Annotated in this window: 14 protein-coding genes; 8 read left to right on the top strand and 6 right to left on the bottom strand. The window is 61.9% G+C overall.

Going from position 1 to position 15,735, the window contains the following annotated elements; all coding sequences use genetic code 11:
- Positions 1-17: 17 nt before the first annotated feature.
- The 6 genes from ACFO5X_RS03390 to ACFO5X_RS03365 form a co-directional block, all read right to left on the bottom strand.
- Complete coding sequence (locus ACFO5X_RS03390) at positions 18-341, bottom strand: cupin domain-containing protein (protein WP_380715814.1); 324 nt, start codon at positions 339-341, stop codon at positions 18-20.
- Between the two features lie 108 nt (positions 342-449).
- Complete coding sequence (locus ACFO5X_RS03385; protein WP_380715813.1) at positions 450-1,784, bottom strand: aspartate aminotransferase family protein; 1,335 nt, start codon at positions 1,782-1,784, stop codon at positions 450-452.
- Positions 1,781-2,935, bottom strand: a complete 1,155-nt coding sequence (locus ACFO5X_RS03380) for a phosphotransferase (RefSeq protein WP_380715812.1) — start codon at positions 2,933-2,935, stop codon at positions 1,781-1,783. Before ACFO5X_RS03380 ends, ACFO5X_RS03385 begins: the two co-directional genes overlap by 4 nt.
- The gene (locus ACFO5X_RS03375) at positions 2,845-4,134 is read right to left on the bottom strand and encodes an ArgE/DapE family deacylase (RefSeq protein ID WP_380715811.1); all 1,290 of its coding nucleotides are present in this window, start codon (positions 4,132-4,134) and stop codon (positions 2,845-2,847) included. The genes ACFO5X_RS03380 and ACFO5X_RS03375 overlap by 91 nt, the downstream gene beginning before the upstream one ends.
- 23 nt (positions 4,135-4,157) lie before the next feature.
- A complete protein-coding gene (locus tag ACFO5X_RS03370) occupies positions 4,158-5,720 on the bottom strand; it encodes an acetolactate synthase large subunit (protein WP_380715810.1) in 1,563 nt (520 codons plus the stop codon).
- Positions 5,717-6,745 carry a histone deacetylase family protein gene (locus ACFO5X_RS03365; protein WP_380715808.1) on the bottom strand — a complete coding sequence of 343 codons (1,029 nt, stop codon included), beginning with the start codon at positions 6,743-6,745 and terminating at the stop codon, positions 5,717-5,719. The genes ACFO5X_RS03370 and ACFO5X_RS03365 overlap by 4 nt, the downstream gene beginning before the upstream one ends.
- A 168-nt stretch (positions 6,746-6,913) precedes the next feature.
- Between ACFO5X_RS03365 and ACFO5X_RS03360 the strand changes: the two genes are divergently transcribed.
- The 8 genes from ACFO5X_RS03360 to ACFO5X_RS03325 all read left to right on the top strand — a co-directional run bounded on the left by ACFO5X_RS03360 (position 6,914) and on the right by ACFO5X_RS03325 (position 15,716).
- The gene (locus tag ACFO5X_RS03360; RefSeq protein ID WP_380715807.1) at positions 6,914-7,564 is read left to right on the top strand and encodes a GntR family transcriptional regulator; all 651 of its coding nucleotides are present in this window, start codon (positions 6,914-6,916) and stop codon (positions 7,562-7,564) included.
- A 102-nt stretch (positions 7,565-7,666) separates the two neighbouring features.
- Entirely contained in the window at positions 7,667-9,241 is a 1,575-nt protein-coding gene (locus ACFO5X_RS03355; protein WP_380715806.1) for an ABC transporter substrate-binding protein, read from the top strand.
- A gap of 82 nt (positions 9,242-9,323) precedes the next feature.
- On the top strand, positions 9,324-10,295 hold the full coding sequence (locus ACFO5X_RS03350; protein ID WP_380715805.1) for an ABC transporter permease: 972 nt from the start codon (positions 9,324-9,326) through the stop codon (positions 10,293-10,295).
- Positions 10,292-11,131: an ABC transporter permease gene (locus ACFO5X_RS03345; RefSeq protein WP_380715804.1), complete on the top strand. Its 840-nt coding sequence runs from the start codon at positions 10,292-10,294 to the stop codon at positions 11,129-11,131. The genes ACFO5X_RS03350 and ACFO5X_RS03345 overlap by 4 nt, the downstream gene beginning before the upstream one ends.
- Positions 11,128-12,750, top strand: coding sequence for an ABC transporter ATP-binding protein (locus tag ACFO5X_RS03340; RefSeq protein ID WP_380715803.1), 1,623 nt, complete (start codon positions 11,128-11,130; stop codon positions 12,748-12,750). The genes ACFO5X_RS03345 and ACFO5X_RS03340 overlap by 4 nt, the downstream gene beginning before the upstream one ends.
- A 7-nt stretch (positions 12,751-12,757) precedes the next feature.
- Positions 12,758-13,498: an SDR family NAD(P)-dependent oxidoreductase gene (locus ACFO5X_RS03335; protein WP_380716370.1), complete on the top strand. Its 741-nt coding sequence runs from the start codon at positions 12,758-12,760 to the stop codon at positions 13,496-13,498.
- A gap of 159 nt (positions 13,499-13,657) precedes the next feature.
- The gene (locus ACFO5X_RS03330) at positions 13,658-14,653 is read left to right on the top strand and encodes a histone deacetylase family protein (RefSeq protein WP_380715802.1); all 996 of its coding nucleotides are present in this window, start codon (positions 13,658-13,660) and stop codon (positions 14,651-14,653) included.
- Positions 14,646-15,716 carry a hypothetical protein gene (locus tag ACFO5X_RS03325; protein WP_380715801.1) on the top strand — a complete coding sequence of 357 codons (1,071 nt, stop codon included), beginning with the start codon at positions 14,646-14,648 and terminating at the stop codon, positions 15,714-15,716. The genes ACFO5X_RS03330 and ACFO5X_RS03325 overlap by 8 nt, the downstream gene beginning before the upstream one ends.
- The last annotated feature ends 19 nt before the right edge of the window (positions 15,717-15,735 follow it).

Here is a 15,735-nt window from a genome sequence, read left to right as displayed (position 1 = left end):
CAATCACCCATTCATGCTCAGGAATGAGACTGAGGTTCCTCAAGCAGCTCGACCTCAATGAACGCGAATTCACCGTCGCTGCCATTGAACACATCGTGCTCCACACCGGCGCTCCGGAAGTAGGGCACGCCGGTTTTCAATTGGGATTTGGAAATATTCCCCTCAGCATCCGAGATTTCGAGGATGCCGTCCTGAATGGGAACCACGATGTAATCGTATTCGTGCCGATGCCACCCTGTATTGTCGCCGCGCTTGGCAAAGCGCCATTCGGTCACGCGCGTCCGAGCGTTTTCGACAAGCAGTGTGGGCTTTGCAGCCCCTCCAGTTCCGTCCGTGCACATCCCGTTTTCCCTCTATTTTTTCTGAAGTTCATATTTTTCAGGAGATGGCCATGCAAAAACTCGACCCTTCACGGCCGACCCCGGGAATGAGGATACATGGAAGCATGGCTAGCTCGCCCGGTGCGCAGCGTGATCTGCGAAGGCATCGTTCACTGCGTCCAGAAGAATTTGAGCTTCGGCCTGCTGAAGCACCATAGGCGGTCGGATCTTCAGGATATTGGCCCCTGGGCCAGAGGCGCTGATCAGCACGCCGTTCCGGCGCAGGTGGTTGACGACGCAGGCTGCGAGCGCCGCATCGGGAGCGTTCGTGTCCGGGTCGCTGACACATTCCACCGCGAGGAACAGACCGGCTCCGCGCACCTGGGCTATTGTGGCGTGGTGACGTGCGATCGCTTCCAGCCCGCTCTTGATAAAGGCGCCGGTGTGGCGGGCATTTTCCTGCAGCCCTTCCTCGTGGATGATGTCCATCACGGCCATACCTGCGGCGGCGGCCACCGGGTTGCCCCCGAAGGTATTGAAGTATCGCGCCCGCATGCCAAATTCCTGCACCAGTTCGGGCCGCAGTGCCAAGCCGGAGACGGGATAGCCGTTGCCCATCGGTTTGCCCATAGTGACCATGTCGGGTACGAGGTCGTGGCGCTGAAAACCCCAGAACGTGTCGCCTGTTCGGGCAAACCCGGGTTGGACTTCATCTGCGATGAACAGCCCGCCCTCGGATCGGATCAGGTCCACAGCGGGTTTCAGAAACCCCGCCGGGTCGGGATACAGCCCGTCGCTGGAGAAGATCGTATCGACAAGAAACGCCGCCGGTTCGATGCCATCGGCCCGCATTTCGGCGATGGCCTGTGCCAAGCCGGACGCCAGTTTGGCCCCCTGTTCGCCGGGAGAAACGCGCAGTCCGTTCGGCGCATCGATCAGGCGGACACGGGACGTGCGTGGCACGAAATCCCCGAGGGACGGTGAAAGTTCGGAGACCGACTCGGTGACGCCGTGATAGGCGAGCCGGGTAATGATCACCCCCTGCCGGCCGGTCACACTCCGGGCGATGCGCAGCGCCAGGTCATTCGCCTCGGAGCCGGTGCAGGCAAACATCATGTGCCCCAGCGCGTCGGGCATGGTGGCCAGAAGGCGTTCTGCATAGGTGACGATACCGTCATGCAGATAGCGGGTGTGGGTGTTCAGAACCGCGGTTTGCCCGGCAATGGCCTGTACAACGTGCGGGTGGCAATGGCCCATGGATGCGACGTTGTTATAGGCATCGAGATACCTGCGTCCCTGCTTGTCCCAGAGCCAGACACCTTTCCCTTCGACAATGTGAAGCGGCTCTTCGTAGAACAGGCGATAGGCCGGACCAAGCACCTTTTCGCGCCGGGCGATCAGGGCGCGGTCCTCGGGGGGGAGGCGATCGGCGCCGGATGGGTCGAAGGCATTGATCATGGTCATGTGATCTGTTCCGGGTGCAGAGAGGCCAGGACCGCAGGGTTGCCCGTCCGGTCCAGCGCGGTAAGTCCGCGCAGGGATGCCGCTGCATTGCGGCGGATGTAGGCAGCATTCTCGGGATAGCGGCGCGCGCGCCATGCTCCGACAACCAGCGTGGTGGCATGGCGCAGTCGCATCAGGTCGGGCAACAGAGCGAATTCTTCTTCGGTCAAGGGCAAATGGCTGCAGTATCCTGCTACAAGGCGGGCGACGGCGGCCATTGGATCCGGGCCGTCCTGCACATGATACGAACACGCCACGGCCAGGTCGCAGACAATTGGCGTCCGCACGATGTCGCCGAAATCGATCACCCCGGTCAGGCAGTTTGCGGCCGGGGTGTCGACCAACAGATTGTGGGGGTTGAAATCATTGTGGACCACCTGAGCGCGGAGGTCTTTCAGGCGTGGCGCGACTTCATCCTCGAACTGGTCGATCAGGCGCGTCAGGCGCTGGCGCAGATCAGTCTCCTCTACCGCATCAAGCATCGGACGCAGCCGGTGCGCCTGCTTTATGTCCCAGAGCAGAACGTGGTCGCTTGCGGGATGGCTGAACCCCTGCAGGCCGATGGTCAACCGCGCCAGCAGAGCCCCAATGCGAAAATGGAGGGCAGAGGCGGCCTTGGCCGAACTGAGCGTGGTCCCCTGGAGGAAGGTGAGCAGGCGCACCACATGCTCCCGCCCGTCGGACAATGTGACCAGTTGCGATGGCGCTCCGTTTCGGGCGGGAAGGACATGCGGTACGGGAAGGCCTGGATCGACCTGCGCCAAATGCATCAAGGCGGCGGTCTGCATCTCGGTTACCGCTCGATCCTCGGCGGCGTTGGTGATCTTGAGAAGAACCGGCGGGCCGCCCTCGGGCGTGATGCGGAAATTGGCATCTTTCTCTGCGTTGAGCCGATGCACCTCGCCTCTTACATCGAAAAGATCGTTGGCCAGTTCAGCCGCCTGTTCGGACGATATGTTCAGTGCGGCATGAGCCAGAAGATCGGACTGCACGTCCGGGATTACACCTGGAGGAGGACTCATCAGGACTCCACCGGTTCGACGCCGCACCATTCGGCGATGAACAGCGCCATGGCAGTCGTGATACGCTTGACCGACGACAGGCTTACGCATTCGTCGATCCCATGAATGTTGCGGGACACCGGGCCGTAGCAGAGTGCCGGGATCTTGTTGTAGAGCGCGTAGACGCGGGTATCGAGGTAGCCTGCCGTCATGAACGACTTGAGCGGGGAACCGACGGCGGCCTCATGGGCCCGGCCAAGCACGGCTTCCGCGTCACTGCCCGGCTCCAGCACATAGCCTTCGGCAAAGAACCCGTTGAACACCACCTGTGGCGGGTTGTTTGACAGGAACGCATCGCCCTGGGCGAAGGCGGCAATACGGTCCTGGATTTCCCGCGCCGCATCCTCGGCGCTGCGACCGGGATAGATGGATACGCGGCAGTCGATGTTGCACCAGCTGGGCACGGACGAGGCCCAGTCGCCGCCTTCGATCTTGCCGATATTGAGATTGATGGGGTGATCCTCGGCCTCGAAGTGGGGATGGTTGACCTTGTCGGCGTTCCAATCGGCTTCCAACTTGCGCAGGGCGGCCATCACGCGATTTGCGCCGTCGATCGCGTTGGCGCCTTCGCCCATTTCGCGCACATGCACTGGCACTCCGCGAACCTGCACCTGGAACCAGAGCACCCCGGTGTTGGCGCGCACCAGCATTTCGTCCTCGGGTTCGGGGATCAGCACCGCATCGGCGGTGTAGCCTTGCAGGAAGGTTTGAAGCGCGCCGTTGCCGGTGCTTTCCTCTTCCACGACGGATTGCACGTAGACCGTGGCAGCGGGTTGAAGACCGATGCTGCGCAGCGCATCGAGCGCGAAGATATTGGCGGCGGCTCCCGCTTTCATGTCTGCCGCGCCCCGGCCAAACATCCAGTCGCCGGCAATCTTGCCGGAAAAGGGCGGGTCGGACCACATGTCCGGCAGGCCTACGGGAACCACGTCGACATGCGCCTGAAGGATCAGCGAGCGGCCGCTTTCCTTGCGCGGCCGGTGGATGCCCACCACGATGGGGGCATCCGAATGGTCGTCCGAGAATTTCGAACCGCCCTCATGCGCAGCGATGGCAGTCCGGTCCATTCCGAAACGGTCCATTGCCAGGCCGCGCTTGCGCAGTTCCGAGAAAAGGAAATCCTGTACCGGATGCTCGCGCCCGCGCAGCGATGGCATCCTGACAAGCGCCTGCGTGAAAGCGACCTGGTCGTCAAACCCGTCCGAAACGGCTGTCTTGATACGGTCGCGCAGGGCAGGGTCGAGTGTCATGAAAGGTCCTTTGGACTGTCGTGTCAGATCACGGCTTCTATCAGGAAGGGGCCGGGTTCGGACATCGCGTGTTTCAGAGTGCGCATGAAGTCCTGCGCATCCTCTACCCGGCGTGCCGGAACGCCCATGCCCTTGGCGAGCGCCACGAAATCCAGCTCGGGCCGGTCGAGGTTGAGCATGCTCAGCGCGTCGGGGCCCGGTTGGGCGCCGACATTGTGCAGTTCGGCCTTCAGGATGTCGTACGCACGGTTGGCGAGGATCACGGTGGTCACGTTCGACCCTTCGCGCGCCTGCGTCCACAGGCCCTGCAACGTGTACATTGCCGATCCATCGGCCTGAAGCGTGATCACCGGGCGGTCGGGGCAGGCGATGGCCGCCCCCGCCGAAAGCGGAATGCCGATGCCGATCGATCCTCCGGTCAATGCCAGCCAGGAGTTGGGCGCCGCGCTGTCGCCGGACGGAAAGATGGTGCCGCTCGACGAGACGGCTTCGTCGATGACGATTGCGCCTTCGGGGAGAGTGTTGGACAGGATGGCGCCGATGATCTCGGCGGTGAGCTTTCCCGCCTGCGGTACGGGCGGCGGTGCCGCGTCGCGCGGGGTCACGGGGCGTGCGCCAAGCCGGTCAGCAAGCGCTGCGATGGCTTCCGGGCCATTGCCGTCAACATCCGCGAGTACCGTTATCCTGCAGGTTTCGGGCAGCAGCAGGCTGGGTTTGCCGGGATAGGCAAAGAATGCCACAGGTGGTTGGGTTTCGACCAGGATGGCGCGGCCATATGGGGCAAGCGTCTCAAGCGCTTCGTTGATCGGGTAGGGGATCTTCTTAACCGCCACCCGGCCGTGGCCACGCTCCATGCGCCGGTTCGCGGACGGGGCGAGAATATCGGCCCCGGTCTTTTCGGCGATGCCTTGCAGGAGCGCCAGCGCGACCGTGTCCTCGAGCACTGAAAAGCCAGCGATGATCACCGTCCGGTCATCGCTTTCCAACGCGGCGATGGCTCCGGACACCGCATCTTCGTCGAGCGGCGCTGCTGCCGCAGGTGTCACCGGCTTGGCAATCTTTCCGCCCGCATCCCATCCGATGTCTGCGGGTGCGATCAATGTGGCAATCCGGCCCGGCCTGCCCTTTGCGACCGCGAGGCCCTCCATCGCGTCGGCGGCAAAACTTGCTGCATCGCGGCCGGAACGAACCCAGTCGCTGAAGGGTCTGCAGGCACCTTCCACATCGGCCGAGAGCGGCGCGTCGTATTTCTGATGGCGAAGGGCATGATCCCCGACAAGGTTCAACATCGGCACCCGCGCTTTGCGCGCGTTGTGGATGTTGGCGGCGGCATTCGCAAAGCCGGGCGCGAGGTGCAGGAGGGTCACCGCCGGTTTGCCGGCCATGCGGGCATAGCCGTCGGCAGCGGCCGTCACCACGCCCTCGAACAGTCCGAGCACACAGCGCATCAGCCTGGTGCGGTCCAAAGCGTCGACGAACTGCATCTCCGAGGTGCCGGGATTGGCAAAACATACATCGACACCTTCGGCGTGAAGGCTGCGCAACACGCTTTCGGCGCCGTTCATGTCGTCGGGGTTCGAGGTCATCGAATTGCCTCGCGGAAGGTGGTGAGGAACGCGCGCGCGTTGTCGGACAGCGAGGGTCCCAAATAGCCCCCTTCCTGCACCAGCACGGTGGGCAGCTTCATTGCGGCCAGGCGCCGGGCCATCTCGGCAAAACCTTCCGGGTAGACGGCGACGGCGGCCAGCGGATCGTCGGCGGCCATGTCGAAGCCCAGCGAAACCACGAGCGCTTCGGCCCCGAAATCACGGATTGCGGACAGGCCCCTGTCCAGCGCGGCCAGGACATCGCTTTCGCTGGCACCCTTCTCCAGAAGAATATTCATCGAGGCGCCTTCACCTTCCCCTTCGCCGGTTTCGTCGGCATGGCCGAGATAGAACGTGGGATAGGTCCTGGGGTCCGGATGGAGCGAGCAGAAGAAGATGTCGCCGCGTTCGTAGAGGATGTCGAGCGAGCCGTTGCCGGTGTGCACGTCCACGTCGATGAGTGCCACTTTTCGGAACTTGCGCGTCAGATGATGTGCGGCGATGCAGGCGTTGTTAAAGAAACAGAAGCCGTTGGCGCCGTCGCGCATGGCATGATGTCCGGGCGGCCGGCACAGCGCATAGGCAGCGCGTGCGCCGGACAGGATCTCTTCGGCGCCTTCGATGGCGGTTTGGGCCGACCAGTATGCGGCATCCCAGCTGCCTTCGGTCAGCGGAGTCGAGGTGTCGGTCATCCACCAGCCCATCTGGCCGTGAATATCCTTCGGTTCCTTCCCGCGGCGGCGACCTGGATGGGCTGTAGGAATCGCAAGCGCATCCGGGCCGGCGTCGGCGACAAAACGGGCGTGGGCCGTAGGCAGGAAGTCGACGTAATCGGGGTCGTGCACTGCCTTGATCGGCGCCAACCCATGATCGCGCGGGGCGCTGATGCTGAAATTTTCGGCGATCAGCATGTCACGAAGCAATTCCGCCCGGCGGGGTTGTTCCTGATGTGGCATTGCAGCGCCGCGTCGGAAATAAATATTGGGTGCATGACCCAACTGGCGGGCATCGAAAAAGGCTTTCACGTTCAGACCTTCCCTGACTGTTCTTGGAAGTCGCGGCAGGCAGATTGATGTGCGCGCGATCAACTTCACCATCGCAGTTTTAGTTTGCGGCATCAACTCACATGATGCATGATGCATCAAAATTAGCGGCATAGGTCGTTCACCGTGAATGCGGGGGCCGAGGCGAACATGAAAGAGATCAGCAAGGACTCGCTGGGTGACGCGATCTATCGGCGGGTGTGCCAGGACCTGATGCGCGGCAAGTTGCGTCCGAATCAGAAGATTACAATTCGCGGGCTGGCTGACGCTCTGGGTACAAGTTCCACGCCCGTTCGGGATGCCGTGCAGCGGCTGCTGCGTGACAACGCGCTGGAACAGCGCACAGTGCGAGACGTGCGTGTGCCAGTGCTGTCAGTTGATGAATATCTCGAGATCTCGCGCATCCGCGCTGAACTTGAGGGACTGGCCACAGAGCGTGCCGCTGTGCTCGCGGGGGAGAAAGATGTTGCGCGGCTTCAACGCCTTGTGGAGCGGAACGCCGAAGCGATTGACGCCAGTCGGTGGTTGCAGGCGAACGAGCTGAACCAGCAGTTTCATTTCGCGCTTGCGGAAATCGCCAACATGCCGGTGCTGTTGAGCATGCTGGGGCAGCTCTGGCTCCGAATGGGGCCATTGCTGTCGGGCTATTACTCAACGGCGACGCAGGATATGGTCAAACGTCATCACATCATCGTCGCCGCTTGTGCGAACGGTGACTCCGAGCGCGCCCGCGATGCCATGCGGGAAGACATCATAACCGCAAGAGAGGGGATCGTCGCATATATCAAAACGCTGAACTGAGCCCGAAGCGAGCGTGACGACTCGTGAGCCTGGCACCGACTGCTTTGTCTGGTGCGGGTAGGGGCAACCGAATTCAATCAAAACCAACGACAGGGAAGATCAATGCTAAGAGAACTCAAGATTGCAATTGCGGCCGTGGTGGCGAGCTTTGTGCTGGTGGGCCCGATGGCTGCGCAAGACGGCACGCCGCAACCTGGCGGCACGCTGAACGTCGTTATCCAGCCTGAACCGCCAGGGCTGATGGTGGGTCTGGTTCAGAACGGCCCCACGCAGATGGTTGCGGGCGATATCTATGAAAGCCTGCTGCGATATGACTCGAACCTCACTCCGTCCGGGCAGCTGGCCGAGTCCTGGGAAATTTCGGAAGACGGCAAGACCTACACCTTCAAGCTGCGCAAAGGGGTCGTCTTTCATGACGGAACGCCGTTCACATCGGCGGATGTGAAATTTTCGATGGACACGTTCCTGCGGGAAACGCATTCCCGCATGCGGACCTACATGCAGCATGTCGAGAGCATCGATACGCCCGACGACCATACGGTTGTCTTCAATCTGAAGCAGCCCTTCGGGCCGTTCATCGGCATCTTCGAGCCTGGCACCGCGCCGATGATTCCGAAGCACATCTACGAGGGCACCGATTTCGCCGCCAATCCGGCGAACAACACGCCGATCGGCACAGGACCGTTCAAGTTCGACGAATGGGTCAAGGGCAGTTACATCCACCTGGTCAAGAACCCGGATTACTACATGGAGGGCAAACCCTATGTGGACGAGGTTTACTACCATGTGATTCCGGATGCCGCATCGCGTGCGGTGGCCTATGAAACCGGCAAGGTCGATGTGTTGCCGGGCGGGTCTGTCGAGAATTTCGATGTGCCGCGCATCCGCGACATGGAGAACACCTGCATCACCGACAAGGGCTGGGAGTATTTCGGTCCGCTGTCGTGGCTCTGGATCAACCTGAACAACAAGCCTCTGGACGATGTGAAGGTTCGCCAGGCGATGATGCACGCGCTGGACCGGGAATTTGCCAAGGACGCACTTTGGAACGGTCTGGGCAAGGTGGCCACCGGTCCGCTGTCGTCCTCGACGCGGTTCTATTCCGACTCTACGCCGGACATCTCCTATGACCCGGAAAAGGCGAAGAAGCTTCTCGCCGAGTCGAGCTATAACGGCGAAACCATCCGCCTTCTGGGCCTGCCCTATGGCGAAACCTGGCAGCGCTGGGCCGAAGCGGTGAAGCAGAACCTGACCGAGATCGGGATGAAAGTGGAACTGGTGCCCTCGGACGTTGCGGGTTGGAACCAGAAGGTCAGTGACCGCGACTTTGACCTCGCCTTCACCTACCTCTACCAGTACGGCGATCCGGCCCTTGGTGTCTCGCGGACCTACATGAGCACCAACGCCAAGGCCGGCAGCCCCTGGAACAACGTGGCCAATTACCAGAACCCCGAGGTCGACAAGATGTTCGACGAGGCGGCGCTGATGGCCAACCCGGACGACCGAGCGGCAGCCTACAAGGCGATCCAGGATAAGATCGTCAGCGACGTGCCCAACCTGTGGTTGCTCGAGTTGGGTTTCCCAACGATCTATCGCTGCAACATCAAAAATCCGGTCAACACTGCCTTTGGCGTGAATGACGGTTTCCGCGACGTCTGGATCGAGAAAGCGAAGTAAGCGCGACCTGCCCAACGGATCGGGCCGCCCGCGCGGTGGCCCGATCCAGGACAATAACAGCTGACAAGGCGGGACAGACAGCGTGACACGGTTCATCCTCGCAAGGCTGATCAAGGCGGGATTCATCCTCCTGGCCATCCTGATCTTCAACTTCTTGCTGATCCATGCCGCCCCTGGCGACCCGGCCGCCGTCATGGCGGGCGAAGCCGGCGCCGCGGACGAAAAATTCCTCGCGGACCTGCGGGAACGCTTCGGACTGGATCAGCCTCTCTACATCCAGCTCTGGACCTATCTGCAGGGCGCTGTGCAACTGGATCTGGGCTTTTCCTATCGACAGCAGATGCCTGTGGCCGAGCTGATCGCCGACAGGCTGCCTGCCACCCTTCTGCTGACCGGAGTGGCGTTCCTGCTCTCATTGGTGCTGGGTGTGGTGGCTGGGGTCGCCGCATCGGCGCGGCAGGGCAGCTGGGGCGACACGATCATCTCTACCCTGGCGCTGCTTTTCTATGCCACACCGCTCTTCTGGGTGGCTCTGATGGCGTCGCTGGTATTCTCGGTATGGCTGGGATGGCTTCCGGGCTTCGGTTATTCGACGGTCGGTGCGAATTATACCGGGCTTGCGCATGTGCTCGACGTTGCCAAGCACCTTGTCCTGCCGGCGACAACCCTCGGCCTGTTCTTCACCGCCATCTACATGCGCATGACCCGTTCCTCCATGCTTGAGGTCAGCCGTCTCGACTTCGTCAAGACGGCGCGCGCCAAGGGGGTGAAGCGCCGGGTGATCCTGCGTCGACACATCCTTCGCAACGCCTTGCTGCCGGTGATCACGTTGGCAGGCCTTCAGGCAGGTCAAATCTTCGGTGGTGCGATCCTGACCGAAACGGTGTTCGCCTGGCCTGGCATCGGGCGGCTGATGTTCGAAGCCATCAACCAGCGCGACTACGCCGTGATTCTTGGCGTCTTCTATATCTCGGGCGCCATGGTGCTGCTGTTCAACCTGATCACCGACGTCTTCTATGTCATCATTGATCCCCGCATAAGGCTCACAGGATGAAAGAGTTCTGGACACGTTTCCGATACAACCGCGGGGCAGTGATCGGGTTGGTCATCCTTGCCGTGGTGATCGCAACCGCGATCGCGGCACCCTTCCTGTTCCCGACAAGCCCTTGGAAGATGGTTCAGCGCCCGTTCCTGCCACCCTTAACGCAGGACGGCTTGCCCCTGGGCACCGATGCGCTGGGGCGTGACGTCCTGGCGGGGCTTGCACATGGCGCCTATGTCAGCCTGCTGGTCGGACTGGTCTCGACCGTGGTCGCGCTGGCAATCGGGGTGCCGGTGGGGGCCCTGGCCGGCTATTTCGTCGGACGGGTGGATGATGCGCTGATGCGCTTTACCGAGTTCTTCCAGACCATCCCCAGCTTTGCGCTCGCCATTGTGCTTCTGGCCATTTTCCAACCCAGCCTGATCTTCGTCATCATCGCCATTGCAATCGTGTCCTGGCCGCCCGTGGCGCGGCTGGTTCGGGGGGAGGTGCTGAGCCTGCGCACGCGCGAATTTGTCGAAGCGGCGACCCTCCAGGGCCTTGGGAACACGCAGATCATCCTGCGGCAAATCCTGCCCAACGCGCTGCCGCCGATCATCGTGCTGGCCTCGCTCATGGTGGCGCAGGCGATTCTGCTGGAAAGCTCGCTGTCCTTCCTTGGACTGGGCGATCCCAACATCATGTCCTGGGGATACATGATCGGTGCCGCGCGTACGGTGATCCGCACGGCCTGGTGGCTGTCCTTCCTGCCGGGCATGGCGATCCTTTTGACAGTGCTGGCGCTGAACCTGATAGGCGAAGGTTTGAACGATGCCTTGAATCCCCGTCTGACGAGGAAATCCGAATGAGCCTTCTGAGCATCCGCGACCTGTGCATAGCCCTGCCCGAGGGGGCAGACCGGAAATATGCCGCGAAAGATATCAGCCTTGATCTGGCCCCCGGCGAGATCCTGTGCATCGTGGGCGAAAGTGGTTCGGGCAAATCCATGTCCGCGAATGCGGTTATGGGGTTGTTGCCGCAGGGTGTGAAACCTGCCGGGGGCACCATCACCTTTGATGGGCAGGACGTGCTGGGCCTGTCGGAACAGCAGATGCAGGACCTGCGCGGCCGACGCATCTCGATGATCTTCCAGGAGCCGCTCAGCGCGCTCAACCCGCTGATGCGGGTCGGAGCGCAGATCGCGGAAGTGTTCGAGGCGCATGGCGAGCTTACCCCGCAGGCGCGGCGCAAGCGGGCGTTGAAGCTGCTCGAGGAGGTCGGCTTGCCCGACCCCGAATCCACCATCCGGGCCTATCCGTTCCAACTGTCGGGCGGTCAGCGTCAGCGGGTGATGATTGCGATGGCGCTGGCGCTGGAACCCGATATCCTGATCGCCGACGAACCCACGACTGCGCTGGATGTGACGACCCAGGCCCAGATCCTGAAACTGATCGAGAACCTGCGCCAGTCGCGCGGCATGGCGGTCATCTTCATCACCCACGATTTCGGGGTGGTGGCCGATATTGCCGACCGCGTGATCGTCATGCAAACCGGTGAGATCGTCGAAAGCGGGCCTGCGGACGAGGTGCTTCTTCGCCCACAGCACCCCTATACCCGCGCGCTGATCGACGCCATTCCTAGGCTGAACCAGCATGACGATGCAGAACAGCCGGCACGTCGGCCGGTGATGAGTGTCGCGGGGCTGAACAAGACGTTCGTCGTCGGGTCGGGAAAGCTTTTTGGCAAGCCGCGCGTCGTGAAGGCGGTGCGCGACGTCAACTTCGAACTCTACGCCGGTGAAACGATCGGGATCGTGGGGGAGAGCGGTTCCGGCAAGTCGACGGTGGCGCGGTGCCTGACCCGGCTGGTCAACCCGGAGGAGGGGCGCGTGATGATGGATGGTGCAGATATCGCCCATATGTCGGGGGCCGAGTTACGCGAGAAACGCCGCAGCCTTCAAATGATCTTTCAGGATCCGTATTCTTCGCTGAACCCGCGGGCTCGGGTCTCGCGTATCCTGACAGAGGGTCTGATCTCCTACGGGACGCCTCGATCCGAGGCCCTGGAGAAGGCCCGCAATCTCTTGGGATTGGTCGGGCTCGACCCTTCCGCGATGAACCGCTTTCCCCATGAATTCTCCGGCGGGCAGAGGCAGCGTATCGGCATTGCGCGGGCGCTGATGCTGGACCCATCTATCATCATCGCGGATGAAGCCGTGTCAGCGCTGGACGTGTCGATCCAAGCCCAGGTTCTGGACCTTCTCGCTGATCTGAAGACGCGGTTGAACCTGTCGATGCTGTTCATCACCCACGATCTGCGAGTCGCCGCGCGGATCTGTGACCGCATCATCGTCATGCAGAACGGAGCCATCGTGGAAATGGGGCCAACCGGAAAGGTTCTGCACGACCCCGATACCGACTACACGCGCAGCCTGCTCGACGCGATTCCGGGCCAGGAGTATGAACGCGCGCTCGCGGAGGCTGGATAACTTGGGCATCGAGGAGCAGGGCCGGAAAACTCTTCTGCTGACCGGGGCAAGCCGGGGAATTGGCCATGCCACCGTAAAGCGGTTTGCCCGTGAAGGTTGGCGGGTGTTGACATGTTCGCGGCAGCCTTTTTCTCCCGACTGCCCCTGGCCGGGCGGTGAGCAGGATCACGTGCAGGTCGACCTGAGCGACCCCAACAAGACCATGGAGGTGGTTGAGCAGATCAAGAAGCGGCTGGACGGCGCTGCGCTGCATGCCCTGGTCAACAACGCGGGCATCTCTCCCAAGGGTCCGGAGGGCGAACGGCTGACCACTCTCGACACCGACTTGCGGACGTGGGGGCAGGTGTTCCACGTCAACTTCTTTGCGTCCATCGTGCTGGCACGGGGGCTTCAGGAAGAGTTGTCGCGAGGGCGCGGATCAATCGTAAATGTCACCTCGATTGCGGGGGTGCGGGTGCATCCCTTTGCTGGCGCGGCCTATGCCACCTCCAAAGCGGCTCTGGCGGCATTGACGCGCGAGATGGCGCATGATTTCGGGCCGCTGGGGGTGAGGGTGAATGCCGTGGCTCCGGGCGAGGTCGAGACTGCCATCCTGAGCAAGGGCACGGACAAGATCGTGGAGAAGCTTCCCCTGCGCCGCATGGGTCAGCCCCACGAAGTGGCAGATGCGATCTATTTCCTGTGCTCCGATCAAAGTTCCTACGTATCGGGGGCGGAACTGGAAGTGAACGGGGCCCAACACGTCTGAGCGCTGCATGGGGCCCGTCGCTTTTGCAGGCGGAGGGCACGCCAATCACAATGGCCCGGATCAAGCCTGTTGACAGCAGCAGCTATGCGTCAGTAAAGTTTCATATATGAAACGGTGCGGGGCATGTTTCCGATGCAGGTCTTCTGGTCCGAACACCAGTTGCGCCACGAGGGCGCGCGATTCCTGAAGGCAGGACGGTTGATCGCCAGCCCAGAATCCCCCGCACGGGCGCGATCGATCCTTGCTGCATTGTCTGACGCGGACTTCAGGATCACCGAACCAGAAGACCATGGACTCGAACCGCTCATGCGGGTCCATTCAGCCGCCTATCTCGAATTCCTCCAACGTATTCACTCCCGTTGGATCACGGCTTTCGGTCATGATGCTGCGGTCCTGCCCAACGTGATGGCGGGAGTTCAGCGAAACCATGTGCCGGAGAGCCCGGTGGGCGCGCTGGGCTATTACGTGGGGGACCTGGCGGCAGAGATACGGGAAGGCACCTGGGCGGCCAGCTTTGCATCGGCGCAATGTGCGGTGGGGGCTGCCCGCTATATGGTAGCAACCGGAAATCCCGCATATGCGCTTTGCCGCCCGCCGGGGCATCATGCGGGTGCGGCGCGGGCCATGGGGTTCTGTTTCCTGAACAATGCGGCCATCGCCGCGGAAGAACTGCGCCAGCGCTTCGCGAAAGTGGCAATCGTCGATATCGACGTGCATTGCGGAAATGGCACGCAAAGCATTTTCTATGAACGATCAGATGTGCTTACCGCATCGATGCATTCAAATCCGTCACACTACTACCCCTTTCACAGCGGGTATGAGGACGAACAGGGCGCGGGCGAGGGCAGGGGCGCCAATACTAATGTCTGCTATTCGGCGGATGTGGATGACGCCGGATTTCTGGAGGCTTTTGCCAGGCTGACGGATGCAGTCGAAGCCTTCGCGCCGGAGGCGATCGTTCTGGCGCTGGGCGTGGATGCGCTGCGGTCCGACCCGCATGGTGGCCATCACATAACCCCTGACGCCTTTGTCGAAGTGGCGGCGCGCCTGCGCAGTTGGGGCCTCCCCACCATTTTCGTGCAGGAGGGCGGCTATGACAGCGATGAACTCGGGCCGACTGTTGCGCGCGTTCTGAGAGTATTCTCCGATGAATGAACCGACCCTGCTTATCCTGTCGGTCGGCGAACTGGGCACCAACGTGCTGGAGGCCGCGGCCCGCTCCGGACTGTTCGGCCGGATCATCATCGCCGGTCGCGATGGCGCCAAGGCCGGGGCGCGTGCCAATAGTACGATGATCGGAGCAGGCCTCGAGCGCCATTATCCTGTGATCGAGGGCATGGAGCTGGACATCAACTCCAACACCTTCGTTCCCCGGATCCGATCGATTGCGCCCGATATCGTTTTTACCACCGCCTCGTTGATGCCGTGGTGGCGGTTGGAAACGTCGAGCGCCCCGCGCCTGCCGTTCGGTGGATACTTGTCCCTCCACCTGAGTGTGATGAGCACATTCCGTGACCGATTGGCCGAAGCCGATCTGAACGGTATCTGGATCGGGGCATCCTATCCGGACGTGGTCAATCCGATCCTGCACCGCACCGGGTTTGGCCCGCTCTGCGGTATCGGCAACGTGCAGGAACCGATCCCCAAGATCGTCGCCGGGCTGAGCAGGCGACTGTCGTTGCCGCCAGATCAGATCAGGGTCAAACTGGTTGCGCAGCATGCTTTCGAATATGCTGTGCTGTCCGACGAGGTAACGGAAAATCTGCCGCCGTACCTTTTGCATGTCGAGGCAGGGGCGCGCGATGTTACGGAACAGGCCCGTCAGATACTGCTGGAACCGTTTCCCTTTACCTATGACCTGTTTTTCAATCGGATCACCGCGTCGGCCGCCATCGAGGCGTTCCGGGCGATACTCTCGCCCAAGCCTGCCGCGGTGCATCTGCCGGGCGTCAACGGGCTGATCGGTGGGTATCCGGTTGTGGTGCACGGCGGCTGCGCACGGCTGGACCTCCATTCCGATTGGACCGAGGCCCAGGCGATCGACACCAATTGTCGATCGCTCTGCCATGACGGGATCGAGGCGATCGACCCGGACGGGACCGTTCATTTTGCCGAAACCACGCAGAAGGCCTTTGTCGCGCTGCTCGGTCGCTCGGTTGCGCGTCTGGAGATCGGGGGCGCCGCGCAGCAGGCCAACGATATTCTCAATGCGCTCTGATCCCCCCTTCATGTTCAAC

The sequence above is a fragment of the Seohaeicola nanhaiensis genome, assembly GCF_042654245.1.
Lineage (GTDB): Bacteria > Pseudomonadota > Alphaproteobacteria > Rhodobacterales > Rhodobacteraceae > Seohaeicola_A > Seohaeicola_A nanhaiensis.
Note: the sequence above shows the minus strand (reverse complement) of the source record. Positions and strands in the feature narration are given on the sequence as shown.